The sequence below is a fragment of the Serratia sp. ID 25-353 genome (assembly GCF_054792795.1).
In genome coordinates, this window is record NZ_CM139236.1 from 320,006 (window position 1) to 344,218 (window position 24,213).

Annotated in this window: 26 protein-coding genes and 1 other RNA gene; 17 read left to right on the top strand and 10 right to left on the bottom strand. The window is 59.6% G+C overall.

The window, feature by feature from the left end:
- Positions 1-19: 19 nt before the first annotated feature.
- Entirely contained in the window at positions 20-754 is a 735-nt protein-coding gene (locus tag ACYF6X_RS01455; protein ID WP_130018122.1) for a class I SAM-dependent methyltransferase, read from the bottom strand.
- Positions 755-852: 98 nt separating this feature from the next.
- On the opposite strand from ACYF6X_RS01455, the gene ACYF6X_RS01460 reads away from it, so the two are divergent.
- The 5 genes from ACYF6X_RS01460 to ACYF6X_RS01480 all read left to right on the top strand — a co-directional run bounded on the left by ACYF6X_RS01460 (position 853) and on the right by ACYF6X_RS01480 (position 4,754).
- Complete coding sequence (locus ACYF6X_RS01460) at positions 853-1,305, top strand: GNAT family N-acetyltransferase (protein WP_130018123.1); 453 nt, start codon at positions 853-855, stop codon at positions 1,303-1,305.
- A gap of 112 nt (positions 1,306-1,417) precedes the next feature.
- Entirely contained in the window at positions 1,418-1,834 is a 417-nt protein-coding gene (locus tag ACYF6X_RS01465) for a DUF2946 domain-containing protein (RefSeq protein WP_242512559.1), read from the top strand.
- Positions 1,835-1,953: 119 nt separating this feature from the next.
- Positions 1,954-3,567 (top strand): DUF2534 family protein, encoded by a 1,614-nt coding sequence (locus ACYF6X_RS01470; protein WP_130018179.1) that lies wholly within the window; start codon positions 1,954-1,956, stop codon positions 3,565-3,567.
- 355 nt (positions 3,568-3,922) lie between these two features.
- On the top strand, positions 3,923-4,570 hold the full coding sequence (locus ACYF6X_RS01475) for a hypothetical protein (RefSeq protein ID WP_207221088.1): 648 nt from the start codon (positions 3,923-3,925) through the stop codon (positions 4,568-4,570).
- A complete protein-coding gene (locus ACYF6X_RS01480) occupies positions 4,530-4,754 on the top strand; it encodes a hypothetical protein (RefSeq protein ID WP_055317294.1) in 225 nt (74 codons plus the stop codon). Before ACYF6X_RS01475 ends, ACYF6X_RS01480 begins: the two co-directional genes overlap by 41 nt.
- Positions 4,755-5,093: 339 nt before the next feature.
- Here the strand turns inward: ACYF6X_RS01480 and ssrA are convergent.
- Both ssrA and smpB read right to left on the bottom strand, forming a co-directional pair.
- Positions 5,094-5,457: a transfer-messenger RNA gene (gene ssrA, locus ACYF6X_RS01485) on the bottom strand.
- 49 nt (positions 5,458-5,506) lie between these two features.
- Positions 5,507-5,989: an SsrA-binding protein SmpB gene (gene smpB, locus ACYF6X_RS01490; RefSeq protein WP_130018124.1), complete on the bottom strand. Its 483-nt coding sequence runs from the start codon at positions 5,987-5,989 to the stop codon at positions 5,507-5,509.
- Positions 5,990-6,150: 161 nt separating this feature from the next.
- On the opposite strand from smpB, the gene ACYF6X_RS01495 reads away from it, so the two are divergent.
- Together ACYF6X_RS01495 and ACYF6X_RS01500 are read left to right on the top strand one after the other, a co-directional pair.
- A complete protein-coding gene (locus ACYF6X_RS01495) occupies positions 6,151-6,585 on the top strand; it encodes a type II toxin-antitoxin system RatA family toxin (RefSeq protein ID WP_063990613.1) in 435 nt (144 codons plus the stop codon).
- Positions 6,578-6,862, top strand: a complete 285-nt coding sequence (locus ACYF6X_RS01500; RefSeq protein ID WP_063990612.1) for an RnfH family protein — start codon at positions 6,578-6,580, stop codon at positions 6,860-6,862. The genes ACYF6X_RS01495 and ACYF6X_RS01500 overlap by 8 nt, the downstream gene beginning before the upstream one ends.
- A gap of 117 nt (positions 6,863-6,979) precedes the next feature.
- Here ACYF6X_RS01500 and bamE read toward each other — a convergent pair whose 3' ends face one another.
- From bamE to nadK, 3 genes are all read right to left on the bottom strand, one after another.
- A complete protein-coding gene (gene bamE / locus ACYF6X_RS01505; RefSeq protein ID WP_004929101.1) occupies positions 6,980-7,318 on the bottom strand; it encodes an outer membrane protein assembly factor BamE in 339 nt (112 codons plus the stop codon).
- 240 nt (positions 7,319-7,558) lie between these two features.
- Positions 7,559-9,220: a DNA repair protein RecN gene (gene recN, locus ACYF6X_RS01510; RefSeq protein ID WP_130018125.1), complete on the bottom strand. Its 1,662-nt coding sequence runs from the start codon at positions 9,218-9,220 to the stop codon at positions 7,559-7,561.
- Between the two features lie 86 nt (positions 9,221-9,306).
- Positions 9,307-10,185 (bottom strand): NAD(+) kinase, encoded by an 879-nt coding sequence (gene nadK / locus ACYF6X_RS01515; protein WP_019452304.1) that lies wholly within the window; start codon positions 10,183-10,185, stop codon positions 9,307-9,309.
- 125 nt (positions 10,186-10,310) lie between these two features.
- Between nadK and grpE the strand changes: the two genes are divergently transcribed.
- The gene (gene grpE, locus ACYF6X_RS01520) at positions 10,311-10,895 is read left to right on the top strand and encodes a nucleotide exchange factor GrpE (protein WP_130018126.1); all 585 of its coding nucleotides are present in this window, start codon (positions 10,311-10,313) and stop codon (positions 10,893-10,895) included.
- A 56-nt stretch (positions 10,896-10,951) separates the two neighbouring features.
- Here the strand turns inward: grpE and ung are convergent, their stop codons facing one another.
- Positions 10,952-11,635, bottom strand: coding sequence for a uracil-DNA glycosylase (gene ung / locus ACYF6X_RS01525; protein WP_033635636.1), 684 nt, complete (start codon positions 11,633-11,635; stop codon positions 10,952-10,954).
- A gap of 346 nt (positions 11,636-11,981) precedes the next feature.
- Between ung and grcA the strand changes: the two genes are divergently transcribed.
- The 3 genes from grcA (at position 11,982) to ACYF6X_RS01540 (ending at position 14,262) form a co-directional block, all read left to right on the top strand.
- Entirely contained in the window at positions 11,982-12,365 is a 384-nt protein-coding gene (grcA, locus tag ACYF6X_RS01530) for an autonomous glycyl radical cofactor GrcA (protein ID WP_063990610.1), read from the top strand.
- Between the two features lie 183 nt (positions 12,366-12,548).
- Positions 12,549-13,514 carry a DUF2974 domain-containing protein gene (locus ACYF6X_RS01535; protein WP_130018127.1) on the top strand — a complete coding sequence of 322 codons (966 nt, stop codon included), beginning with the start codon at positions 12,549-12,551 and terminating at the stop codon, positions 13,512-13,514.
- Positions 13,507-14,262, top strand: coding sequence for an ankyrin repeat domain-containing protein (locus ACYF6X_RS01540; RefSeq protein ID WP_063990608.1), 756 nt, complete (start codon positions 13,507-13,509; stop codon positions 14,260-14,262). Before ACYF6X_RS01535 ends, ACYF6X_RS01540 begins: the two co-directional genes overlap by 8 nt.
- Before the next feature lie 52 nt (positions 14,263-14,314).
- Here the strand turns inward: ACYF6X_RS01540 and srmB are convergent, their stop codons facing one another.
- Positions 14,315-15,637, bottom strand: a complete 1,323-nt coding sequence (gene srmB, locus ACYF6X_RS01545; RefSeq protein WP_025303951.1) for an ATP-dependent RNA helicase SrmB — start codon at positions 15,635-15,637, stop codon at positions 14,315-14,317.
- Between the two features lie 99 nt (positions 15,638-15,736).
- On the opposite strand from srmB, the gene trmN reads away from it, so the two are divergent.
- Positions 15,737-16,516 carry a tRNA(1)(Val) (adenine(37)-N(6))-methyltransferase TrmN gene (trmN, locus tag ACYF6X_RS01550; protein WP_130018128.1) on the top strand — a complete coding sequence of 260 codons (780 nt, stop codon included), beginning with the start codon at positions 15,737-15,739 and terminating at the stop codon, positions 16,514-16,516.
- A 38-nt stretch (positions 16,517-16,554) separates the two neighbouring features.
- Here trmN and nadB read toward each other — a convergent pair whose 3' ends face one another.
- Positions 16,555-18,156, bottom strand: a complete 1,602-nt coding sequence (gene nadB / locus ACYF6X_RS01555) for an L-aspartate oxidase (RefSeq protein ID WP_172837486.1) — start codon at positions 18,154-18,156, stop codon at positions 16,555-16,557.
- Positions 18,157-18,370: 214 nt separating this feature from the next.
- Between nadB and rpoE the strand changes: the two genes are divergently transcribed.
- The 4 genes from rpoE to rseC are packed head-to-tail and all read left to right on the top strand — an operon-like array spanning position 18,371 to position 21,062.
- On the top strand, positions 18,371-18,946 hold the full coding sequence (gene rpoE, locus ACYF6X_RS01560) for an RNA polymerase sigma factor RpoE (RefSeq protein ID WP_004929136.1): 576 nt from the start codon (positions 18,371-18,373) through the stop codon (positions 18,944-18,946).
- 30 nt (positions 18,947-18,976) lie between these two features.
- Complete coding sequence (rseA, locus tag ACYF6X_RS01565; protein WP_130018129.1) at positions 18,977-19,630, top strand: anti-sigma-E factor RseA; 654 nt, start codon at positions 18,977-18,979, stop codon at positions 19,628-19,630.
- Positions 19,630-20,586 carry a sigma-E factor regulatory protein RseB gene (gene rseB, locus ACYF6X_RS01570; protein ID WP_025303948.1) on the top strand — a complete coding sequence of 319 codons (957 nt, stop codon included), beginning with the start codon at positions 19,630-19,632 and terminating at the stop codon, positions 20,584-20,586. Before rseA ends, rseB begins: the two co-directional genes overlap by 1 nt.
- On the top strand, positions 20,586-21,062 hold the full coding sequence (gene rseC, locus ACYF6X_RS01575) for a SoxR-reducing system protein RseC (protein WP_004929144.1): 477 nt from the start codon (positions 20,586-20,588) through the stop codon (positions 21,060-21,062). Before rseB ends, rseC begins: the two co-directional genes overlap by 1 nt.
- Here the strand turns inward: rseC and ACYF6X_RS01580 are convergent.
- Positions 21,059-21,895: a hypothetical protein gene (locus ACYF6X_RS01580; protein WP_130018130.1), complete on the bottom strand. Its 837-nt coding sequence runs from the start codon at positions 21,893-21,895 to the stop codon at positions 21,059-21,061. The two genes, rseC and ACYF6X_RS01580, sit on opposite strands and share 4 nt — an antisense overlap.
- Before the next feature lie 518 nt (positions 21,896-22,413).
- Here ACYF6X_RS01580 and lepA point away from each other — a divergent pair.
- The gene (gene lepA / locus ACYF6X_RS01585; protein WP_060423862.1) at positions 22,414-24,213 is read left to right on the top strand and encodes a translation elongation factor 4; all 1,800 of its coding nucleotides are present in this window, start codon (positions 22,414-22,416) and stop codon (positions 24,211-24,213) included.

Sequence of the window (24,213 nt, forward strand, 5' to 3'; positions counted from 1 at the left end):
ACGGTTTACTGCGGATTAATCAGGCGGGTTTGCGGGCGGCGAGAATGAAGATCATCGGGCGCTCCTGCTCTTCGTCCAGCGCCGGATTAGCGGCGATTTGCTGCGTGCTGGGGCCCCATTCGTTCAAATGCTGGATGATAAAGCCTTGCTGCGCCAGCGGGTTGATATAGCCGCCGAGCGTGCGGTGCTGCTTGATGACACCTTCCGCCAGCCAGTTGGAAACGCGCTGGCCTTCTCGCTGGTAGCCGTTCACCGGCCAGGATTTCTGCCCGTTGCCGTCGGTCAGCCAGCCCTGCTGCGCCGGGGCGGTGTAGATCGGGTGCTCGGCGGTGAAGATGAACTGCCCGCCGGGTTTCAGCGCGGCGTAAACCGTGGCGAACAGGGCGGCCAGATCCTCGAGGTAGTGCAGCGTCAGCGAGCTGTAGACCAGATCGTAACTTTCCGGCGGCAGCTGCAGCTGCGCCAAATCCTGCTGACGGTACTCGATGCCCGCGTCGGCGGTCATCTCTCGCGCCTTGGCCAGCATTTTTTCCGAGACGTCCAGCCCCAGCACGTCGGCGGCGCCCTGTTCGCGCACGCTGCGGCAAAACCAGCCGTAGCCGCAGCCGAGATCGACCACGCTTTTGCCCTGCAAATCCGGCAGGATGCGGCGGATGGCGGGCCATTCCGGCGCGCCGTCCAGGCCGTGCTGCGAGCGGCTGAGCTGCGCATAGCCGTCGAAAAAGGCCTGATTGTCATAGATGTTTTGCGTCATGAAGACTCCTTAGTGAATGACGGCGGCGGAATGCCGCTGCCATACCGTGCATATTGCTGCATAATTCTACGCTGACAACATGAATAACGGGAATGACGATGGACATGATTTCGGTGCGGCAAGCGCCCGAGCTGGCGCCGCGCGCCATTGCGTATTTTCAGCGGCACTGGGCCACGGCAGAGACGCTGATGATGTATGAAGACGCCATCAACCGCAGCCTTGGCGCCACCAACCCGCTGCCGCAGTGGTACCTGCTGATGGAAAATGACCAAATCCTCGGCTGCGCGGGGCTCATCACTAACGACTTTATCAGCCGTGGGGAGTTGTATCCCTGGCTGTGTGCGCTCTACGTAGAAGAAGCGCAGCGCGGCCGGGGCTACGGCGCCAAACTGATTGAGCATGTGGCGGCGGAAACCCGCCGGCTGGGCTTCCCGCAGCTGCACCTGTGCACCGATATGGAAGGCTACTACGAGCGCAGCGGCTTCGTTTACAACGGGCTCGGGTATCACCCCTGGGGCGAGGCCTCGCGGGTCTATTCACGGGTGCTGTGATCGCCGCCGCCGGGGGCGATCAAGACAAATCTGACTTTTCTTTCACCTCATCGCGCATCGCGGGTTACACTGGCCGCTTGTTCGCCACCGACCGGGTTAATTCGCCGCCGCGATGAGAGTGCCACGCCAGCTACAGCAACGCTTTACCGCCTGCATCGCCATTATGGCGGTGCTGTTGCTGTTTGTGGCGCCGGTGGTGTCGAAATCGCTGATGCACCACCCGATGATGGGCGGCATGGTGCAGACGGACGCCGCCATGCCGCACGACATGCACGCGATGGCGATGCCCGCCGCCGAGCATGCCGGCCACCACGGCATGGATCCTGCGGAGATGATTTTCTGCGGCTATTGCGAGCTGCTGATCCACGTGCCGCTGCTACTGTGGACATTCGTCCCGCTGCTGTGGCTGATGGCGCGCATCGCGCGCCTGCCTTGCGCGCCGCGCATCGTTTCTCCGCCCATTCGGCGCCTGACTCTGCGGCCGAGCCCGCGCGGGCCACCCGGCCAACCGTTTTTCCCTATTGCTTGATCATGGGTAACGCCGTCCGTATCGCTGCGGACGGTTTGCCTGCGCGCACAGTTTGAAAAACGAGAAAGGCCATGTCTTCAATAACCAAAACTCCACCTGCCGCATCGCCACGTGGCGCGATGCTGAACCTGATCAGACGGCTGCATTTTTATATCGGCCTGCTGGTCGCTCCTTTTATTCTGGTCGCTGCATTGACCGGCACGCTGTATGTGTTGACCCCGCAGCTTGAAGAGGCGCTGTATCACGATGCGCTTTTCACCGAACCGCACGGGCAGGCGAGATCGCTGGCTGACCAGATCGCCGCCGCCCGCCGCGCGGCGGGTGACGAGGCGCGTATTTACGCCGTGCGCCCGGCACCCGGCGCAATGGACACCACGCGCGTACAGTTCGCGGGCGCCGATCTGGGCGCTTCCGAGTCGCGCGCGCTGTTTGTCGATCCTTATACCCTGGCGATCAAGGGCGATATGACGGTGTACGGCACCTCCGGCGTGCTGCCGCTGCGCACCTGGCTGGACAAGCTGCACAGCAGCCTGCTGCTTGGCGATCTGGGGCGCAACTACAGCGAGCTGGCGGCCTCCTGGCTGTGGGTGGCCGCGCTGGGCGGCGTGGCGCTGTGGCTGGCGACGCGGCCGAAGCGCAAGCTGAAAAGGGCGAAAGGGGGCTTCGCCGCCAGCCGCCATTGGCATATCACGCTGGGCGTGGCGCTGCTGGCCGGGCTGCTGTTCTTCTCGGCTACTGGGCTGACCTGGTCGCAGTGGGCCGGCGGCAACATCGACGCGCTGCGGGCCAACCTGGGCTGGCTGACGCCGCAGGTCAACACCAGCCTGCAGGCCGATGCGCCGCAGACGCCGGCCGATCCGCACGCCGAGCACCGCGGGATGATGCCGGGCATGAAGATGGGCCCTGCCGCGCAGGCCAATGCGTTGAACGGTGATTGGGATCGGGCGCTGCACGCCGCGCGCGCCGCCGGAATAGATGCCGCCAAGGTCGAGCTGCGCCAGCCGAAAGGCGAGGGCAAAGCCTGGACGGTGACCGAAGTGGATCGCAGCTGGCCGACACAGGTGGACGCGGTTGCCATCGCGCCGCAAAGCTTCGCCGTCGTCGACCAGGTGCGGTTCGACACCTTCCCGCTCATCGCCAAACTGACCCGCTGGGGCATCGACGCCCACATGGGCATTCTGTTCGGCTTGCCGAATCAGCTGCTGCTGGCGGCGTTCGGCCTTGGGCTGTGCTTGATGATCGCGTTGGGTTACCGCATGTGGTGGATCCGCCGCCCGGCGGCGGGGGCGCAGCATCCGGTGCATACGCTGATTGCCGCCTGGCTGGCGCTTTCCCTGCCGGCGCGAACCGTCACGCTGCTGGTGGCTTCCGCACTGGGGTATTGCCTGCCGGTGATGGGCGTGAGCCTCGCGGCGTTGCTGCTGGTGGACGTGTGGCGTTGGCGCGGCCAACGGCAGGGCCACCGGGACGAAACGCCGGAAGCGGCCGCCCGCCGCGCCGAAGTGCGCAAGTTCCGCGCGGCGGTGGCGACGGTGGCGGTGGCGGTTGGCTGCGTGATGGGCCGAGCGATCCTCGGCGGCACCGTCGAGCAATTCCAGCTGCCGATCGGCGCCTGGAGCGCCCAGATGGTGATCATGCAGAGCCTGATGGTGCTGCTGTATACGCTGGTGTTCACCCTGCTGCTTTCCATTCCGCTGTGGTATTTCTTCCTGGGGGAGAAAGAGGGGCGGTGAGGGGCGTCCGGCATGCCTGCGGGCATGCCGGATATTTGGGAATGGGGCTTAAGCACGTATTATCTCACTGGATAGGCAATTTCCACTGAAAGTAAGCGAACGATGACGTTTGAATAAGCTTGAAATAAAAATATATAAATCAATGTATTGGTTGATATTTCAGTACTGTATCCTATCCATTTGCGCAATTTTGTTCAGAAAGTTTTTTCAGTTCTGCTCTTCTATAAAATACCCCATCGGGCCGTGCCAAGCCTGGGACTTTGGCGTACTCCCAAACTGAAAAATGCGTGAATTGGTAATCGCGTTCTGGTTTGGTTATTCTCTGAGCTGGACACATTTTGCTCAAGGAAAGTGAATGGACGCAAAGCAAATTGCACATGGAATTTTGGATGGAATTTCGACTATACCCAGCGGGATATATCATGGCGTCGTTCGCACTTGGCAAGGAGCTGGATTGGCTGGTAGCAACCTCAAAACTAGAAACCAAGAAGAAACAGAACGTTTCGCCCGTATGGTTAAGTCGATGGGTAACAGTGAAGAACCCTTACGACGCCTGATTACTATTGTGATCACTGATTTCTATCAGAAATTAGACGCTAGCGGCAAAGAGTCCATCAATAATAAACTAGCCTATGGTGTCGGTCGTCTTGGTGGACGAACCGGGGGCCAATTTGCATTGGCGCAATTTGCGGCTCACATGATGCTAAGGAAAGCGACCTCTGCATTAGCGTATAAACAATTTGTACGCTTTGGCGCTTCGTTCACTCTCAACCTTGTAATGTTACAGGGACTTATCGAAGAGGCAGCCCAAGCATCCCGACGAATGCAAGTTAAGTTTCCTCAAACATTCCGGAAGGTGTCGGCGTTAAATTTAGATATGGCATATTTCTTGGTTGAGGAACAACTAGAGCCGTATCTCCAATTCATTAACAGCCACCCTATGCTTTGTAAAGGTATTCAGAATGAACTCTGCAAAATCCTCTCTAACCAGAAAACTCACTAAGTATATAGGGTTAGGTGCTTCGCATGCTTTGGAAGCGATAGTAACCGGCGTTTGCGCGATTGCTGCTTTCATGTCGCTGTTCTTACTTGATGGGGCAGTGATGAAGGTTGCTGGCTTTGTTGGTTTCTTCGTTGCCGGCTATCTAATCACCCTGGCGATTGCATGGCTGCGTGGGGAGCGGTAACAAAGTGGCGACGTAATTTTCTTGTCGCCATTACAAAGATTCCACTGTGTCCATTACTTCACCTACTGTATTCCCAAAGCTCTCGCGGGCCTGTTTCTTTACTGGATCTGTGCGGAGCCGCCTGGGAAACTGTGTCGTTAGTGGGGGGGGCCCGATTAGGCAGGCTGCTCATCATACTCTTAATCATTGGCCCCATCCCACACTGGTTCGAGCGGACACTCTTTCTCCGGATTTAATTAGGTATTCTCGGACAAATACAAAAACAAAAAAGCCCACAACTGAAGTTGTGGGCTTTTTCGCTATTATCGCCGGGTCTATCTGGTTCACTGGCGACGTATTTGGTGGAGCTGGGGGGATTTGAACCCCCGTCCGAAATTACTACACCGTCGGCACTACATGCTTAGTCCAATCTTTACATTCGCCGGCCAGCTGCGGATGGACACGCTACTGACAGACTAGCCTGATTGAGTTTAACGCTTCAGCCCCAGGCAGGACATCCACGCGATCTCTTTTGGGTTTGACCTCTCTTGATCCCCGTCCTAAGAGCGGAGGCTAGGGAGAGAGGGCTCTAAGCAGGGTATTAAGCTGCTAAAGCGTAGTTTTCGTCGTTTGCGACTATTTTTTTGCGGCTTTTTACGAGGCCAACCGCCCCTCGGCATGCTCCTAGGGCTTCGCAAATCCCGTCGAATCCAGAATCAGCCCCAAGTAACTTTGTGCAGTATACCAGAAGTTTACTTCGATAAGCCAGCGGCTTAACGATTGGCGTGCTTCATGATACGGGCTTTCGCCGTCTGCCATTCGCGATCTTTGATGTCATCGCGTTTGTCGTGCTCTTTCTTGCCTTTGGCTACGCCGATCTTGATCTTGCTCCAGGCATTTTTCCAATACAGGGACAAGGCCACCACGGTGTAGCCATCGCGGTTGACGCGGCCGAGCAGGGTATCCAGCTCGCGTCGTTTCAGCAGCAGTTTACGGGTACGCGTCGGATCGCACACCACATGCGACGAAGCCACGTTGAGCGGGGTGATGGTGGCGCCAAACAGATAGGCTTCACCGTCACGGAACGTCACGTAGCTGTCGCTGAGGTTGGCTTTGCCTGCACGCAGCGATTTAACTTCCCACCCTTGCAGCGACAGGCCCGCCTCGAACTCTTCTTCAATGAAGTATTCGAAACGCGCGCGCTTGTTTTGAGCAATGGTGGCGGAACCGGATTTGTGTGCTTTTTTCTTTGTCATAGTGCGTTCATTATACTGGATGCTTCAGCGAAAGAAATCCTTTCCCGTTCAGCACCTGCGCAATTTTTCGCATTTTTGGCGCCCTCAGCCCTTAGCAGATTTTTTGTTTGCCGCCAGATAAATGGTATTATCTGTACGTTTTATGTCTCACAGGAAATGATATGCCCCAGATCAGTCGGTCTGCGTTAGTGCCGTTCAGCGCCGAGCAGATGTATCAGTTGGTTAACGATGTTCATTCTTATCCCGATTTTCTGCCAGGCTGCACCGGCAGCCGGGTGCTTAATGCTACCAACAATGAAATGACCGCCGCGGTGGACGTCGCCAAGGCCGGTATCAGCAAAACTTTTACCACGCGCAATACGCTGTTGGATAACCAGAGCATCAATATGCAACTGGTCGATGGCCCGTTCCGCAAGCTGATGGGCGGCTGGCAATTCACGCCGCTGAGCGAAGAGGCCTGCAAGGTGGAGCTGCACCTGGACTTCGAGTTCACCAATAAACTGATTGAGCTGGCGTTCGGCAAGGTGTTCAAAGAGCTGGCGGGCAACATGGTGCAGGCATTCACCCAGCGGGCGAAAGAGGTCTACAGTGTCTGACATCCAGGTCGAGGTGGTGTACGCCTTGCCGGAGCGCCAGTACCTGCGCAAGGTGAAGCTGGCCGAGGGCAGCAGCGTTGAGCAGGCGATTGCGGCTTCGGGCCTGCTGGAGCTGCGCCAGGATATCGATCTCAAAAGCAACAAAATCGGCATCTATAGCCGCCCGGCCAAGCTGGGCGATACGCTGAGCGACGGCGACCGGGTGGAGATCTACCGGCCCTTGCTCGCCGATCCGAAAGAGTTGCGCCGGCAACGGGCAGAAAAGGCAAAAAAATAAGGCGCTTATAGCGCCTTATTTTTTATCTGAAACGGATTTTCTCTTCCGCGTTGCAGCCTGCGACTGTCATGAGGAACATCATGCCCCCTCATGGGCCGAAAGAGCGGGCGGCGCCGATTACTTGGTCAGCGCCGGTTTGTTTTGGATATCGGTCAACACGCCTGCGCTGTCGAAGGTCAGCGTCAGCGTCTGCTGGGTGATGTCTTCATGGCCAGGCTGCTGACGGAACACATAGAACCACGTCTGAGTCCCGAACGGGTCTTGCAGCATTGGGGTGCCCAATGTGTAAGCGACCTGTTGCTGGGTCATCCCTTTCTGAATTTTCGCCACGTCGGTCGACGTCAGGTAGTTCCCCTGATTGATGTCAGGACGATAAACCACCTTTTCAAAAGTAGAACAGCCTGCAGTCAGCATCACAAGAACTACAGCGGCGGCAGTCAGCGTTTTACAGCGCATAGTAATCACATTCCTTTAGGGCATAGGATGCCGATGATAATAGACCTTGCGGCAGTTGGAAACCTTTATACCCTTCATCTTTCAAGTTGCGACGCGTTGGCTTTCTTTCAGCACCTCAAGCGCTTGGCCTGTTTCAGGCCGTTGAGGAGGCTTCGAATCGCCGCCGCGCCGCACTTTAGATATCTTTCGGGTCAACAGCGTCACTGTCAGACCGCAGGAAAGTGAAAAAGTTGAGCTTTTTTATGCCGCCAGCAGTTCTTTGGCGTTCGCCAGCGTATTGCGGGTGACTTCGCTGCCGCCGAGCAGGCGCGCCAGCTCCTGCAGCCGGGCGCGTTTATCCAGCGGCGCCATCTGGGTTTCGGTGACCGTGCCGTCGGTCTGTTTGCTGACGAACAGGTGCTGATGCCCGCATCCGGCCACCTGCGGCAGGTGAGTCACGCACATCACCTGGGTGGATTCGCCGAGCTGGCGCAGCAGGCGGCCGACGATGGCGGCGGTCGGGCCGCTGATGCCCACGTCCACCTCATCGAAGATCAGCGCCGGGGTTTCCATCTTGCGGGCGGTGATCACCTGAATGGCCAGCGCGATGCGCGACAGCTCACCGCCGGAGGCGACCTTCGCCAGCGGCTGCAGCGGTTGCCCCGGGTTGGTGGAGACGCAGAACTCGGTGCGGCTGGCCCCTTCGGCGCTCAGATGCTGCGGCTCGAAACGCACATCGATGTTGAACTTGCCGTGCGGCATGGAGAGCGCCTGCATGCTGTCGGTGATGAGCGTGGTCAGCTCGGCGGCGTAATGTAGGCGTTTCTGATGCAGCTGCTCCGCCAGCGCCAGCGCCTGGTGGTGATGTAGGGTGACTGCCTCGTTCAGGTGCTCATGGTCGCTTTCCTGCTGCGAAAGCAGCTGTTGTTCATCCAGCAACTGCTGATGCAGCTGCGGCAGCTCTTCCGGTGCAACCTGGTGTTTGCGCGCCAGGCTGATTTGGCGCGACAGGCGCTGTTCCAGCTCGTGCAGACGGTTGGGATCGAGATCCATGCGATCGGCGTAGTGGCGCAGCTCGTCGCTGGCTTCGCTGATCTGGATAGAAGCCTCTTCCAGCATGTCCAGCAGGCCGCTGAGCTTATCGTCCAGCCCGGCCAGCTCGAGCAGCAGGTGCTTGGCGCTGTAGAGCTGGCTGAGCATGTTGTTCTCGTCGCTGTCGGCCAGCAGCTGCAGCGTCTGCTGGCTGAGGGTCAGCAGCTGGCCGCTGTTGGCCAGGCGCTTGTACTCGGCGTCGGTCTGCTCGAACTCGCCAGCCTGCGGCGCGAATTCGTTCAGCTCTTTCAATTGGTATTGCAGCAGCTGCTTGCGCGCTTCGCGCTCGATGGACTGCTGCTGATGGTGCGCCAGCTCGCGGCAGCTCTGGTGCCAGCGTTGGTAGGCCTGGCCCATCGCCGCCAGCAGGGCGGGTTCGTCGGCGTAGGCGTCGAGCAGCGCTTTTTGGTGCTCCGGTTTGAGCAGCAGCTGATGGGCGTGTTGGCCGTGGATTTGGATCAGGCGTTGCCCCAGCTCGCGCAGCTGCGACAGCGGCACGGCTGTGCCGTTGATAAAGCCGCGCGAACGGCCGTCGGCGTTGATCACCCGGCGCAGCAGGCATTCGTTGCTGTCGTCCAGCTGGTTCTGTTCCAGCCACTCGCGCGCAGACGGGGTGTCCGCCAGCGAGAAGCGGGCGCAGATGTCGGCGCGGGCGGCTCCCAGGCGCACCACGTTGCCGTCGGCGCGGTTGCCGAGGCACAGCCCCAGCGCATCGATGGCGATGGATTTGCCGGCGCCGGTTTCACCGGTGATCGCCGTCATACCCGGTTGAAAATCGATTTCCAACTCACGAACGATAGCAAAGTTGCTGATGGTTAATTGCGCCAGCATGGGAACCTTCCTGTGTATAAACACATAACTGTAGTTTCATACAGTATAAACTGGTTTTATATACAGTAAAGTGGCCGGCGCAGATTTTAGAACAATTTTTTCGACCAGCCCAGCTTGGTGCTTAACGTGTTGAAATAGCTATAGTCCTTCGGGTGAATCAGATTCAGGTGGAAATCGCTGCGGCGGATTAGCACTTCTTCGCCTTCCTGGATCGGCAGTGCGATCTGGCTGTCGCAGCTGATCTCCAGATCGCTGCCGATCTGCGAAAACTTCAGGCGGATGGTGCTGTCGCCGTTGATCACCAGCGGCCGGGCGGAGAGGGTGTGCGGGAACATCGGCACCAGCGCGATCGCCTCCAGCGACGGGGTGAGGATCGGCCCGCCGGCGGAGAGCGAGTAGGCGGTGGAGCCGGTCGGCGTGGCGATGATCAGGCCATCGGAGCGCTGCGAGAAGGCGAAGCGATCGTCGATGTACACCTCGAATTCGATCATGTGCGCCACTTTGCCGGGGTGCAGCACCACTTCGTTGATGGCGGTGCTGATGCGGCACTGCTGGTGCTCTTTATGCACGATGGTTTCCAGCAGGAAACGCTGTTCGTCGATATACTCGCCTTCCAGCACGTCCGCCAACTGCTGCAGGGCGTTGTCGGGATCGAGATCGGTGAGGAAGCCGAGGTTGCCGCGGTTGACCCCGATCACCTTGATGTCGTAACGCGCCAGCACGCGCGCGGCGCCGAGCATGTTGCCGTCGCCGCCGACCACCACCGCCAGATCGGCGCGCTGGCCGATATCCGCCAGGCTGCCGGTCACGGCGTCTTTCAGCCCCAAATCATGGGCGATCTGGCGTTCGACCATCACCGAATAGCCGCGGGCGACCAGCCAGTGGAACAGCATCTCGTGGGTTGCCAGCGCTGAAGGGTGACGCGGGTGGCCAACAATGCCAATACAGGCGAATTTTTTATTCATTTGTTGTGATTTTCCTCACCGGGACCCGTTTATGCCCCACATTGTGACCGGTTGACTTGAAACCCCGGTTTTGATCCCCATAATAAGCCAAGTTGCGAGATTAATGCTAAAACGCGGAGATATTCATGAGTAGTAAAGAACAGAAGACGCCAAACGAGCAAGTCTCGGAAGAAATGGAACAACACGCTCATCACGATGATACGCTGCCGGAAGCGGCGGAAGGCGTCGATCTGCGCGATGCGCGTATCGCCGAACTGGAAGCCCAACTGGCGGAAGCTCAGCAGCACGAGCGCGACAGCCTGCTGCGCGCCAAAGCGGAAGCGGAAAACATCCGCCGCCGCGCTGAACTGGACGTCGAGAAAGCGCACAAGTTCGCCCTGGAGAAATTCTCCGGCGATCTGCTGCCGGTGATCGACAACCTGGAGCGCGCGCTGGGTCTGGCGGATAAAAACAATCCGGACCTGGCCGCAATGATCGAAGGCATCGAGCTGACGCTGAAATCGCTGCTGGACGTGGTGCGCAAGTACGGCATCGAAATCGTCGGCGACGTCAACGTGCCGTTCAACCCGGAAGTGCATCAGGCGATGAGCATGATGGAATCCGCCGATCACCAACCGAATCACGTGATGATGGTGATGCAGAAAGGCTATACGCTGAACGGCCGCCTGCTGCGTCCGGCGATGGTTGCAGTCTCCAAAGCCAAGGCGTAATCGCCCCGGCAACGGCATAAAGAAAGGCACCCGAGGGTGCCTTTTTTGTCTCTGTACTACGCCTGCGGCAGGCGCGGCATCCAATCGATCGGCGTGAGCCCTTGCTGCTCCAGCAGCTGATTGGCCTGCGAGAAGTGACGGCAGCCGAGGAAACCGCGGTGGGCGGAGAGCGGCGACGGGTGCGGCGCCTTCAGCACATGGTGGCGGTTGCGGTCGATAAAGTTGCCTTTCTTCTGCGCGTGCGAGCCCCACAGCAGGAACACCACGCCTTCACGGTTCTCGTTCAGGGCGGCGATCACTTTGTCCGTAAAGGTTTCCCAGCCCAGGTTGGCGTGCGAGTGCGCGCGGCCGCCTTCCACCGTCAGCACGGTGTTGAGCAGCAGCACCCCCTGTTCGGCCCAGCTTTGCAGGTAGCCGTGATCCGGGCGTTCGAAGCCGGGAATGTCGGTCGCCAACTCTTTATACATGTTTACCAGCGACGGCGGCGCCGGCACGCCGGGGCGCACCGAGAAAGAGAGGCCGTGCGCCTGATTGGGGCCGTGATACGGATCCTGGCCGAGGATGACGACCTTGACGTCCGCCAGCTCGGTATAGCGGAAAGCGTTGAACACGTCCTTCTGCGGTGGATAAATGGTCTTACCGGCCTGGCGTTCAGCGGCAACAAAGGCGAGCGTTTCAACAAAATAGGGCTGCTCTTTCTCTTTGCCGATCACGTCATGCCAGGTGAGGGAGGTGGCCATAAACGCTCTCCTTTGTTTTCTTTAGCAATTCATGGGCTATAGCTTACCGTTTCGGCACGCGCAGCGAAACCCGCTTTTCATTTCTCGCCGCCGAGCCTTATGCAATTATTTTTGAAAATTTACAAAAATAATTGGTTTTTGCCGCAGTGGGAAAATTGATATAAAACATAAATTTGCCCCTTCACGCCCTGTGCTCACCCGGTAAAAATTGACTTTAATCAAGGAACTGGCCCGGTCAGGCTGGTATACAGAACAACAAGACAACAATGGTTTTACCAAATGGCCGAAACCAGAATTGGGTTTTCTCACGACGTGAATTTTTACGCCCTTGTACGGAGGCAACATAATGATTACCGGTATTCAAATTACCAAAGCGAACGACCAGGCGCTGGTGAATTCTTTCTGGCTGCTGGACGATGAAAAAGCGGAAGCTCGCTGCGTGTGCGCCAAGGCCAACTACGCGGAAGATCAGGTTGTCGCAGTCAGCGACCTGGGCCAGATCGAATACCGTGAAGTGCCGCTGGAACTGCAGCCGACCGTGCGCGTGGAAGGCGGTCAGCACCTGAACGTCAACGTGCTGCGTCGCGAAACCCTGGAAGACGCGGTCAAGCACCCGGAAAAATACCCGCAGCTGACCATCCGCGTGTCCGGCTATGCGGTGCGCTTCAACTCCCTGACGCCGGAACAGCAGCGCGACGTTATCGCCCGCACCTTTACCGAAAGCCTGTAATTTGCGGCGCAGTCAATCAGGGAGCTTCGGCTCCCTTTCTGGCGTTTGGCGGCCGAAAACCGAACGCGGATCACATTCTGCACAAAGATAAGCATTCCTGATACAGAACTCATCCGACCTGCCGATAGCTAAATCAGCACCTATTCAGGTGCTCAATAAAAAGTCTATCGACAAGGAGTCGGCATGAGTATGCCTTTAAGTTTTACCTCTGCAGTATCCCCGGTGGTCGCGATCCCTACGCCTCGCGCCGCTGCCGAGACGGCGACGGCGGCGCAGCCCGCGGCAGCGCCGGCAAATCCGGCGCCGGTGGCCTCTCCCTCTCAGAACACGCTCAATGCGCAGGCTCTGTTGAATACGCTGGTCGGCGATATCTCCGCGGCGGCGCCGATGGCGGCGGCGGCAGCTCCGGGCGTGACCCGGGGGCAGCAATCGCAGGAGGGGGATTATGCGTTGGCGCTGTTGGCCAAGGACGTTTATTCACTGAACGGTCAAGGCACCGCCGGGTTCAACCGCTTGAGCGACAGCGCGCTGCTCGGTTTCGGCATCGATCCCGCCAGCCTGCACGACGCGGGCAGCGGTTTCCAGGCCGGGATTTACAGCAACGACAAGCAGTATGTGTTGGCGTTCGCCGGCACCAACGACTGGCGCGACTGGCTGAGCAACGTGCGGCAGGCGACGGGCTATGACGATGTGCAGTACAATCAGGCGGTTGCCGCTGCCAAAAGCGCCAAGGCGGCCTTCGGCGATGCGCTGGTGATCGCCGGCCATTCGCTCGGCGGTGGTCTGGCGACCACCGCCGCGCTGGCGACCGGCACCGTCGCGGTCACCTTCAACGCGGCCGGAGTGTCGGATTACACCCTGAATCGCCTGGGTATCGATCCGGCGGCGGCGAAGAAAGATGCCGAAGCCGGGGGCATTCGCCGCTACAGCGAGCAATATGACATGCTGACCAGCACCCAGGAATCGACTTCGCTGATCCCGGACGCCATCGGCCATAACATCACCCTGGCCAACAACGATACCCTGACCGGCATCGATGACTGGCGGCCGAGCAAGCATCTGGATCGCAGCCTGACGGCGCACGGTATCGACAAGGTGATAAGTTCGATGGCGGAACAAAAGCCGTGGGAGGCGAAGGCCAATGCCTGAAGGGCGTCGCTTGCGGCGGGCGCTGGCGATAGCCTTACTGGCGCTGGTCGCAGTGACCGGTTTACTGATGATGGCTAAGGAGCAACAGATGGGGCAGGAGATTTCGCCGTTTGACGGCCACAGCAATCTGGCGCTGGCTCAGGCGGTGGCGCGCGGCGATACGCAGGGTATCCATGCTCAGGCCACGCAGGATCGCTTGCGCGAGCGGGGCGAACGGCAGGTCACGCTGTTGCAGTGGGCGGTGCTTTCGCAGCAGCCGGATAGCGTGCAGGCGTTGCTGGATCTCGGCGCCGACCCGGCGGCGGCGGGGCTGGACGGCAACAGCGCGCTGCACACCGCGGCGATGCTGCAAGACGCGCAGTACCTGCGGTTGTTGCTGGCCAAAGGGGCGCAGGTGAACGTGCGCAATGCCGTTACCGGCGCCACGCCGCTTGCGGCGGCGGTGTTGGCCGGGCGTGAGGAGCAACTGCGGTTGTTGCTGGCGGCCGGGGCGGACACCACCTTGAGCGATCGGCTGGGGGATACCCCGCTGCATCTGGCGGCGAAGATCAACGCGCCGCACCTGGCGCTGCTGCTGTTGCAGGCCGGGGCCGATGCCCGGGCGCGCAACCAGCAGGGCGTCGCGTTCCAGTTTTATTTCTCGCAAACGCCGGCGCATTTGCAGAATGACGAGCTGAAGGCGCAGTTCCGCGAACTGGATAAATGGCTGCAGGGGCACCGCCTGGCCACGCACTACGGGCAGCCGTAAACGCCCATAAAAAAACCGCCTGTAAAGGCGGTTTTTTCTTAGGCAGCGGGGGTTATTCCGCGTCGCCGGCCGGTTTGGCCTTCGCCTGACGGCGTTTGCCGACGTTTTTGGCGTCGCGGTGGCGCACTTTCACCTTGGCCTTTTCTTTGTTCTTCGCTTTATCTTCCGCGCGTTTGGCCAGTACTTTCTTCGATGGCTTGCCGTTGCTCTTCTCGTTCGGCACCTTGGTTTTCGGCCGCAGTTCGTCGATCACGCGCGCTTTCAGCGGCTCGTTCAGGTAACGGCCCACTTTGCCCAGCAGCAGATGGTCGTGCGCTTCCACCAGCGAAATGGCGGTGCCTTTGCGCCCGGCGCGGCCGGTACGGCCAATGCGGTGCAGGTAAGTATCCGCCGTGCGCGGCATGTCGAAGTTGAACACGTGGGTGATATCGAGGATATCCAGACCGCGTGCGGCAACGTCGGTGGCGACCAGCACGTTAACCCGGCCATCCATCATGCGTTTGACCGCTTCGTTGCGTTTGGCCTGCACCATTTCGCCTTCGAGATAGCAGGTGTTGATGCCCGCTTCGCGCAGCCAGGTGGCCAGCTCGTGCACGCGCTCGCGTTTGCGCACGAAGATCACCGATTTCTGCACGTCCGGCTGTTGCAGCAGGTGGATCAGCAGCGCGGTTTTGTGCTGCACGTCATCGGCGCGGTAATACCACTGCAGGATTTTTTTGCGTTCGCGGCGCGACGGATCGGCTTCCACTTCCACCGGTTCTTTCAGGATGCGCTCGGCGAATTCGCGGATCGCTTCGCCTTCCAGCGTGGCGGAGAACAGCAGCGTCTGGTTGCGCCAGCGGGTTTCGGCGGAGATGGTTTCGATGTCCTGCGCGAAGCCCATATCGAGCATGCGGTCGGCTTCGTCGAGGATCAGGGTTTCCACCGCGCGGCAGTCGAAGTTCTCTTCTTTAATGTATTGCAGCAAACGGCCGGTGGTGGCGACCACCACGTCCTGGTTTTCGCTGAACACTTCCGCGTGGTTCATGTAAGCGACGCCGCCGGTGATGGTGGCGATATCCAGCGAGGTATGAGCAGCCAATTCACGCGCCTGATCGGCGACCTGCATCGCCAGTTCACGCGTTGGCGTCAGGATCAGTACGCGCGGCGGGCCGGATTTTTTGCGTGGAAAGTCCAGCAGGTGCTGCAACACGGGCAGCAGGAAGGCGGCGGTTTTGCCGGTGCCGGTCGGAGCCGAACCTAAGACGTCGCGCCCGTCCATCGCCGGCGGGATCGCAGCGGCCTGAATGGCGGTGGGGCGATCGTAGCCTTTGTCGCGCAGCGCGTCGATCAGGCGGTCATCGAGTTCGAGTTCGGAAAAAGTGGTTGCTGTCATGGTCTACCTCTACTTGGGGCGCCGATTATAGACGGGTTGGCCGCGATCTTCACCTATTTAAGCGGAAAGCCGCTCTTTTCCCGTCGATCAGATTGCCTTATGCTACGCCAGTTTTATAGCCAGGTGGTGAGTGTGAGCAAGCGATCGAAAGCCGATTTTACCCCGCGCCGCGGGGGTTTTACCTTTAAACAATTCTTTGTCGCCCACGATCGTTGTGCCATGAAAGTGGGCACCGACGGGGTGCTGCTCGGCGCCTGGGCGCCGCTGGGGCAGGCGCGCCGGGTGCTGGACATCGGCAGCGGCAGCGGGCTGATCGCGCTGATGCTGGCGCAGCGCAGCGGCGACGAAGTGACCATTGATGCGGTGGAGCTGGACGAAGCCGCCGCCGGCCAGGCGCGCGAAAATGCGGCGGAATCGCCGTGGCCGCAGCGGATCCGCGTGCATGCGCAGGATATTCACCATTATGCGCAGCGGCATGCCGCTGAGTATGATCTGATCGTCAGCAATCCGCCTTATTTCGAGCCGGCGGTGGCCTGCCGCGACCAGGCGCGCCACAACGCGCGTTATACCGAAACCCTGACGCACGATGCGCTGTTGGCCTGTGCGGCACAGCTGCTGGCGGCGCAGGGGACGTTCTGCGTGGTGCTGCCGCACGACATCGGCGCCGAATTCGAACGTCTGGCACAGCAAAGCGGCTGGCACACGGCGGTGAAAGTGAACGTCAGCGATCGGGCCGATACGCCGCTGCACCGGGTGCTGCTGGCGCTGACGCGGCGGGAAATGCCGCTGAAGGAGCAGGCGTTGGCGATCAAACAGGCTGATGGCAGCTACACCGACGATTTCCGCCGGTTGATCACCGACTTCTACCTGTTCTACTGAAAAGAAAAGGGCGCCGATTAGGCGCCCTGTCGCAGAGTTTAAGGCTGCAAAATGGTCGGCAGCGCTTCCGGCAGCAGATCCGGATAGTCCAGCGTGTAATGCAGGCCGCGGCTCTCTTTACGCGCCATGGCGCTGCGCACGATAAGCTCGGCCACCTGCACCAGATTGCGCAGCTCCAGCAGGTTGTTGGAGATGCGGAAGTGAGCGTAGTACTCGTCGATTTCCACCTGCAGCGTGTTGATGCGGCGCAGGGCGCGCTCCAGCCGCTTGGTGGTGCGCACGATGCCGACGTAATCCCACATGAACAGCCGCAGCTCGTGCCAGTTGTGCTGAATCACCACCCGTTCGTCCGCATCGTCCACCCGGCTTTCATCCCAGTGCGGCACCTGTTTGGCCTGCTGAATGAACGGCAGGCGCTGCAGAATGTCTTCCGCCGCTGCCCAACCGTACACCAGGCACTCCAGCAGCGAATTCGACGCCATGCGGTTGGCGCCGTGCAGGCCGGTATAGCTGACCTCGCCGATGGCGTACAGCCCGTCGAGATCGGTGCGGCCGTGCTGATCGACCATCACGCCGCCGCAGGTGTAGTGCGCCGCCGGGACGATGGGGATCGGCTGCCGGGTCAGATCGAAGCCCAGCGTCAGCAGCTTCTCGTGGATCATCGGGAAGTGCTGGGTAATGAACTCCGCCGGCTTGTGGCTGATGTCCAGGTACATGCAGTCGGCGCCCAGGCGCTTCATTTCATGGTCGATGGCGCGGGCGACGATATCGCGCGGGGCCAGTTCGCCGCGCGGGTCAAAATCGGGCATAAAGCGGCTGCCGTCCGGGCGCTTCAGATAAGCCCCTTCGCCGCGCAGCGCTTCGGTCAGCAGGAAGTTGCGCGCCTGCGGATGGAACAGGCAGGTCGGGTGGAACTGGTTGAACTCCAGGTTGGCGACCCGGCAGCCGGCGCGCCAGGCCATGGCGATGCCGTCGCCGGAGGAGATGTCCGGGTTGGTGGTGTATTGGTATACCTTGGCCGCGCCGCCGGTCGCCAGCACCACCGTTTTGGCGCGATAGGTTTCCACCCGCTCCAGCTCGCGGTTCCAGACGTAAGCGCCCACCACTCGGCGGGTGCCCGGCAGGCCGATTTTGTTCGAGGTAATAAGGTCAACCGCGTTGCGGCGCTCCATCACGCAAATATTGGGGTGAGCGCTTGCTTTCCCCACCAGCGTGGTCTCTACTTCCTTACCGGTAGCATCCGCGGCGTGCAGGATGCGGCGATGGCTGTGGCCACCTTCGCGCGTGAGGTGATAATGCTCCTCGCCTTGTGCGTTGACCTCGGTGTCGAACAGCACGCCCTGATCGATCAGCCACTGCACGCAGTGGCGCGCGTTGCCAGCGATGAATTCGACGGCCTCTTTGTCGCACAGGCCGGCGCCGGCAATCAAAGTGTCATCAACGTGTGAGGCAATGCTGTCCGTCTCATCGAACACCGCGGCGATCCCGCCCTGGGCGTAAAAGGTGGCGCCCTCGCTGAGCGGCCCCTTGCTGAGAACGGTAACCTTGCAATGCTGCGCCAGGCGCAGCGCCAGTGACAGGCCCGCAGCGCCGCTGCCGACGATCAGTACATCGCTAACATGTTCAGATGATGGTTGCATAACGTATGATGTGTGCAGAAGAAGAGTGAATTTCATGTTAGCCTAACTGTCCGGGCAAAAGCCACGGATAGGGCGACATCAACAGAAAAAACAATGGCGATATGGAACTTCGTGTTCTATATGAACTCCAAGCGAGTGCTTGCTCAGGAAAATAATGTATGGCTGGCAGTACAATTTTACGCGTGGAGACGGATTTGGGGAGAGTTTACCTCGGATGAGCGAGCAGTTAACGGATCAAGTTCTGGTCGAGCGGGTCCAAAAGGGCGATCAGAAATCGTTTAACCTACTGGTAGTGCGCTATCAGCATAAGGTGGCGAGTCTCGTTTCCCGCTATGTGCCGCAGGGCGATGTGCCCGATGTGGTGCAGGAGTCGTTTATCAAGGCCTATCGCGCACTGGAATCGTTCCGTGGCGACAGCGCTTTTTATACCTGGTTGTATCGAATCGCCGTGAACACGGCAAAGAATTATCTGGTTGCTCAGGGGCGCCGTCCGCCATCCAGTGATGTGGACGCCAACGATGCGGAAAATTACGAAAGTGCGGGCGCACTGAAAGAAATTTCGAACCCTGAGAACTTAATGTTGTCAGAAGAGTTGAGACAGATAGTTTTCCGTACCATTGAGTCTCTCCCTGAGGATCTTCGCATGGCGATTACCCTGCGGGAGTTGGATGGTCTAAGCTACGAAGAGATAGCCGCCATCATGGATTGCCCGGTCGGAACCGTACGTTCGCGTATTTTCCGCGCCCGGGAAGCTATCGATAATAAAGTTCAACCGCTGATCCAGCGTTAGCAATGGCGGGCACAGGAAGGGTACTTAGGCATGCAGAAAGAAAAGCTTTCCGCTCTGATGGATGGTGAATCGTTCGACAGCGAGCTGTTGAGTTCTCTGTCGCAAGATCGAACGCTTCAACAAAGCTGGCAGAGCTATCACCTGATACGTGACACACTGCGAGGTGATGTCGGGCAAGTGATGCATCTCGACATCGCCGATCGCGTAGCCGCTGCACTTGAGAAAGAACCCGCCCGGCTGGTGCCTTCCGCCGTTCAGGAATCTCAGCCGCAGCCTCACACCTGGCAGAAAATGCCGTTCTGGGACAAAATACGTCCTTGGGCGAGCCAGATTACGCAAATCGGTATGGCTGCCTGCGTGTCTCTGGCGGTGATCGTCGGCGTACAGCACTATAACCAGCCTGCTACGCCATCGAACGCGTCCGAATCGCCGGCCTTCACCACGCTGCCGATCATGGGCCAGGCCTCGCCGGTCAGCCTGGGCGTGCCTGCCGACAGTTTCTCTACCGGCAGCGGCCAACAGCAGCAGGTGCAGGAACAGCGCAAGCGTATCAACGCCATGCTGCAGGACTATGAACTGCAACGTCGCCTGCATTCGGATCAGCTGCAGCTTGAGCAAGGCAACCCACAACAGGCTGCCATTCAGGTTCCCGGAACTCAGTCTTTAGGAACGCAACAGCAGTAATGAAGCAAATCTGGTTCTCCGTTTGTTTATTGACGGGCAGCCTGCTCTATTCCAGCATCGCCCCGGCGCAGCCAACTGCGTCCGGGGCGTTATTGCAACAGATGAGCAGCGCCAGCCGTTCTCTCAATTACGAGCTCGCCTACATCAGCATCAGCAAGCAGGGAATCGAGTCGTTGCGCTATCGCCATGCGGTGATCGGCAACGTGCCGCTCGGCCAGCTGTTGCATATGGACGGCCCGCGCCGCGAAGTGTTGCAGCGCGGCGGCGGGATCAGCTACTTCGAACCTGGCCTGGAGCCGTTCACGCTCACCGGCGATCACATCGTCGATGCGCTGCCGGCGATCGTCTATGCCGATTTCACCCGCCTGGCCAAGTACTACGACTTTATCTCCGTGGGCAGCACCCGCATCGCCGATCGGCCGTGTGAAGTGCTGCGCGTGGTGGCGCGCGACGGTTCCCGCTACAGCTACATCGTCTGGATGGACGAGGACACCAAGCTGCCGCTGCGGGTGGATCTGCTCGATCGCGACGGCGAAACGCTGGAGCAATATCGGGTGATCTCCTTCGCGGTCGGCGCCGATGTGCAGGGCGCGATGCAGGGGCTGCTCAAGGCCAACCTGCCGCCGCTGCTGTCGCTGCCGGCGGTAGAAAACGTCCAGCTCAGCTGGAGCACCGGCTGGCTGCCGGCCGGGGTGGACGAGGTGGCGCGTAATCGCCGCAAATTGCCGAACGTCGCCGTGCCGGTTGAATCCCGGCTCTACAGTGACGGCCTGTTCAGCTTCTCGGTCAACGTCAGCCCGGCGGGCAGCGGAGCCGGGCAGCAGTATTATCGTCAGGGGCGCCGCACCATTCAGACCGAAGTGCGAGCGGGCAACGAAATCACTATCGTGGGCGAATTGCCGCCGGCTACGGCCAAGCGCATCGCCGACAGCATTTCTTTCAAGGTATCGCCGTAATGATGAAAGAGTGGGCCACGGTGGTTTCGTGGCAACAGGGCGTAGCGCTGCTGCGCTGTGAACCCAAGGCCGGCTGCGGCAGCTGCACTGCGCGCTCCGGCTGCGGCGCGCGTGCGCTGAACGAGCTGGTGCCGGAAACCGAGCATCAGCTGCAGGTGCATATCGATCAGCCGCTCGAACCGGGGCAGCGCGTTGAAGTCGGCATTGCGGAAGGCAGCCTGCTGCGCTCCGCCATGTTGGTTTACCTGACGCCACTGCTGGGCATGATGCTGGGCGGCACGTTGCTGCAATATTGTTTCGGCAGCGACGCCTCGGCGGCAGTCGGTGCCGTACTGGGCGGCGGGGCGGCCTTTATGCTGGCGCGCCGGTTGGCCCGGCGCCTGGGCGAGCAGGCCGATTACCAGCCGGTGGTGCTGCAGATTGGGTTGCCGCCTACCGCGATGCGCATGCAGGCGGAAAACTCCCCGCTGATTTAAACCGACGGCCGCGTCATCGCCGGGTTGTGATAGGCGGGGATGCGGTTGTGGATCATATGCTCCAGCAGCGCGATGAACAGATCGGCGCTGAGCAGCGAATCGTAGTTAATCGCGAACAGTACATTTCCCTGGCCGTCGAGCAAACGGATGCCGCGTTGCGGATGGTTTTCCAACGCGCGGATCTGCTCGATCGGCACGTTTCCCCGTTCCGTGGTCAGCAAGGTGGCGCTCAGCCGCAGCGTTTCGGTCGGTGTGCCTTGCCGCTTGCCCAGCAGCAGCTGCCATAGCCAGCGCGCGTCGCCCTCAACGGTGTGAAACGGCACCACCTCCCCCTGATAGAGCGCATTCAACGCCAGCGGCCCGCGCTGCTGCAGCTGTTGGTCGACGATCACGTCCGCCAGCCGCCACGAATGGGCGATATTGCTGAAAACCGTGCACCAGGGCTGATCCGCGCCGGCGCGGAACGCCGTGACGTCAAACAGCCCGCCAAAAGCCTTGCCGCCGCGAAAGCGATAGATGTCGCCGATCTTCTCAAACGGGATGAAACGCTCTTTGTGATGGTGGCCGTCAAAGACTCGCACGCCGTGCTCGTACAGGCGATAGGTCAGCGTCGGACGCAGATAATGCCGTAGCGCCAGCAGCGTACAGCCGAGTAAAACCGTGCCCGCGCCGGCCTGCAACAGCGTGATGACCTCGCTCTCATCAATGCTGCTCAGCAGCGGCAGAACCAACAGCGCCGCCCCCACGCTAAACAGCAGCGCCGCCGCCGCCAGAATGCCCCAGTTGACCTTTGAAAAATCGTGCCGGCTCAGCATTTGCCCTTTATCGATCATATGCACCTTCCAATCAACGTACGCAGATATGCTGCCGAACCCCGGTGGGCTGCCGATGTAGTGCCCTGAATAATGTTTTGTCGCGGAGTTCATGCCCTTTCTATCCGAGGGGCGGTGGTGGCGTATATGGGGTTTTTCCTAAAGGGAGTGAGGCAAAATTGAATTCTAAGAGATTGATCCAAATATTCTTTTTCTATAATTTCAGAAGGGGTTTATTGCGCGGCGGTCGGTTATGTATTAGCGCCGGAGTTTCATGGCCACGGAGCGCCTGCAAGCCTTGGGTTCAGGCCGTATCTCCCGTGTTAACATCTGTTTTCACCCGCCGGGGTGCCCTGTAACATTTAGCGGCGCATAATAGAATGCCTTCACTGCACCGATCGCTAGGTTTTCAGTGGTGTGGCATGTAGAATGCAGCGATTCAGGTGCAAGACGGCCTCACCCATTCACTGTCGCTTTAGGTCCATGCGGGTTTCTATAGGCGAGTAATTCAGAAATACCAAGGCAGAAAAACTTTTATAATGAAGCATATACGAAATTTCTCCATTATTGCCCATATTGACCACGGTAAGTCGACGCTGTCTGACCGCATTATCCAAATCTGCGGTGGCTTGTCCGACCGTGAAATGGCCGCGCAGGTGCTCGATTCCATGGATCTGGAGCGCGAGCGCGGCATCACCATCAAAGCGCAGAGCGTGACGCTGGATTATAAGGCGCTGGATGGGCAGACCTATCAACTCAACTTTATCGACACCCCCGGCCACGTTGACTTCTCCTATGAAGTTTCCCGCTCGCTGGCGGCCTGCGAAGGCGCGCTGCTGGTGGTGGATGCCGGTCAGGGCGTAGAAGCCCAGACGCTGGCCAACTGCTACACCGCGATCGAAATGGATCTGGAAGTGGTGCCGGTACTGAACAAGATTGACCTGCCGGCCGCCGATCCGGATCGCGCCGCGCAGGAAATCGAAGACATCGTCGGCATCGACGCTACCGATGCGGTGCGCTGCTCGGCCAAAACCGGCGTCGGCGTGCCCGAGGTGCTGGAGCGCCTGGTGCGCGACATCCCGCCGCCGCAGGGCGATCCGGATGCGCCGCTGCAGGCGCTGATCATCGACTCCTGGTTCGATAACTACCTGGGCGTCGTGTCTCTGGTGCGCGTCAAGAACGGGACGCTGCGCAAGGGCGACAAGATCAAGGTCATGAGCACCGGCCAGGTGTACAACGCCGATCGTTTGGGCATCTTCACGCCGAAGCAGGTCGATCGCGACGTGCTGAACTGCGGCGAAGTGGGCTGGCTGGTCTGTGCGATCAAAGACATCCTCGGCGCGCCGGTGGGCGATACCCTGACCCAGGCGCGTCAGCCTGCGGATAAAGCGCTGCCGGGCTTCAAGAAAGTGAAGCCGCAGGTGTACGCCGGTCTGTTCCCGATCAGCTCCGACGACTATGAATCCTTCCGCGATGCGCTGGGCAAACTGAGCCTCAACGACGCCTCCCTGTTCTACGAGCCGGAAAGCTCCACCGCGTTGGGCTTTGGTTTCCGCTGCGGCTTCCTCGGCCTGCTGCACATGGAGATCATTCAGGAGCGTCTGGAGCGTGAATACGATCTGGATCTGATCACCACTGCGCCGACGGTAGTCTACGAAGTGGAAACCACCGGCAAAGAAGTGATCTACGTCGACAGCCCGTCCAAGCTACCGCCGTTGAACAACATCCAGGAACTGCGCGAGCCGATCGCCGAATGTCACATGCTGATGCCGCAGGAATACCTGGGTAACGTCATCACCCTGTGCGTTGAGAAGCGCGGCGTGCAGACCAACATGGTTTACCACGGCAATCAGGTGGCGTTGACCTATGAAATCCCGATGGCGGAAGTGGTGCTCGACTTCTTCGACCGTCTGAAGTCCACGTCGCGCGGTTATGCGTCGCTGGATTACAACTTCAAGCGCTTCCAGGCCTCCGACATGGTGCGCGTGGACGTACTGATCAACAACGAGCGCGTGGATGCGCTGGCGCTGATCACCCACCGCGACAACTCGCAGTACCGAGGCCGTGAATTGGTGGAGAAGATGAAAGAGCTGATCCCGCGCCAGCAGTTCGACATCGCGATTCAGGCGGCGATCGGCACGCACATCATCGCGCGTTCGACCGTGAAGCAGTTGCGTAAAAACGTGCTGGCGAAATGCTACGGCGGTGACGTCAGCCGTAAGAAAAAGCTGCTGCAGAAACAGAAAGACGGTAAGAAACGCATGAAGCAGGTCGGCAACGTCGAGCTGCCGCAGGAAGCGTTCCTGGCCATTCTGCACGTCGGTAAAGACGGCAAGTAA

What these genes read in the sequence shown, in the direction of transcription:
- ACYF6X_RS01470 (WP_130018179.1), top strand. Translation starts at nt 1,954, where the DNA reads ATGCTGAACCTGATCAGACGGCTGCATTTTTATATCGGCCTGCTGGTC.
- nadB (WP_172837486.1), bottom strand. Translation starts at nt 18,156, where the DNA reads ATGCAACCATCATCTGAACATGTTAGCGATGTACTGATCGTCGGCAGC.
- ACYF6X_RS01535 (WP_130018127.1), top strand. Translation starts at nt 12,549, where the DNA reads ATGAGTATGCCTTTAAGTTTTACCTCTGCAGTATCCCCGGTGGTCGCG.
- ACYF6X_RS01540 (WP_063990608.1), top strand. Translation starts at nt 13,507, where the DNA reads ATGCCTGAAGGGCGTCGCTTGCGGCGGGCGCTGGCGATAGCCTTACTG.
- ung (WP_033635636.1), bottom strand. Translation starts at nt 11,635, where the DNA reads ATGGCCACCTCCCTCACCTGGCATGACGTGATCGGCAAAGAGAAAGAG.
- trmN (WP_130018128.1), top strand. Translation starts at nt 15,737, where the DNA reads ATGCTACGCCAGTTTTATAGCCAGGTGGTGAGTGTGAGCAAGCGATCG.
- ACYF6X_RS01460 (WP_130018123.1), top strand. Translation starts at nt 853, where the DNA reads ATGGACATGATTTCGGTGCGGCAAGCGCCCGAGCTGGCGCCGCGCGCC.
- grpE (WP_130018126.1), top strand. Translation starts at nt 10,311, where the DNA reads ATGAGTAGTAAAGAACAGAAGACGCCAAACGAGCAAGTCTCGGAAGAA.
- ACYF6X_RS01465 (WP_242512559.1), top strand. Translation starts at nt 1,418, where the DNA reads ATGAGAGTGCCACGCCAGCTACAGCAACGCTTTACCGCCTGCATCGCC.
- ACYF6X_RS01480 (WP_055317294.1), top strand. Translation starts at nt 4,530, where the DNA reads ATGAACTCTGCAAAATCCTCTCTAACCAGAAAACTCACTAAGTATATA.
- nadK (WP_019452304.1), bottom strand. Translation starts at nt 10,185, where the DNA reads ATGAATAAAAAATTCGCCTGTATTGGCATTGTTGGCCACCCGCGTCAC.
- rseA (WP_130018129.1), top strand. Translation starts at nt 18,977, where the DNA reads ATGCAGAAAGAAAAGCTTTCCGCTCTGATGGATGGTGAATCGTTCGAC.
- ACYF6X_RS01495 (WP_063990613.1), top strand. Translation starts at nt 6,151, where the DNA reads ATGCCCCAGATCAGTCGGTCTGCGTTAGTGCCGTTCAGCGCCGAGCAG.
- ACYF6X_RS01580 (WP_130018130.1), bottom strand. Translation starts at nt 21,895, where the DNA reads ATGATCGATAAAGGGCAAATGCTGAGCCGGCACGATTTTTCAAAGGTC.
- recN (WP_130018125.1), bottom strand. Translation starts at nt 9,220, where the DNA reads ATGCTGGCGCAATTAACCATCAGCAACTTTGCTATCGTTCGTGAGTTG.
- srmB (WP_025303951.1), bottom strand. Translation starts at nt 15,637, where the DNA reads ATGACAGCAACCACTTTTTCCGAACTCGAACTCGATGACCGCCTGATC.
- ACYF6X_RS01455 (WP_130018122.1), bottom strand. Translation starts at nt 754, where the DNA reads ATGACGCAAAACATCTATGACAATCAGGCCTTTTTCGACGGCTATGCG.
- lepA (WP_060423862.1), top strand. Translation starts at nt 22,414, where the DNA reads ATGAAGCATATACGAAATTTCTCCATTATTGCCCATATTGACCACGGT.
- rpoE (WP_004929136.1), top strand. Translation starts at nt 18,371, where the DNA reads ATGAGCGAGCAGTTAACGGATCAAGTTCTGGTCGAGCGGGTCCAAAAG.
- ACYF6X_RS01475 (WP_207221088.1), top strand. Translation starts at nt 3,923, where the DNA reads ATGGACGCAAAGCAAATTGCACATGGAATTTTGGATGGAATTTCGACT.
- rseC (WP_004929144.1), top strand. Translation starts at nt 20,586, where the DNA reads ATGATGAAAGAGTGGGCCACGGTGGTTTCGTGGCAACAGGGCGTAGCG.
- bamE (WP_004929101.1), bottom strand. Translation starts at nt 7,318, where the DNA reads ATGCGCTGTAAAACGCTGACTGCCGCCGCTGTAGTTCTTGTGATGCTG.
- grcA (WP_063990610.1), top strand. Translation starts at nt 11,982, where the DNA reads ATGATTACCGGTATTCAAATTACCAAAGCGAACGACCAGGCGCTGGTG.
- smpB (WP_130018124.1), bottom strand. Translation starts at nt 5,989, where the DNA reads ATGACAAAGAAAAAAGCACACAAATCCGGTTCCGCCACCATTGCTCAA.
- rseB (WP_025303948.1), top strand. Translation starts at nt 19,630, where the DNA reads ATGAAGCAAATCTGGTTCTCCGTTTGTTTATTGACGGGCAGCCTGCTC.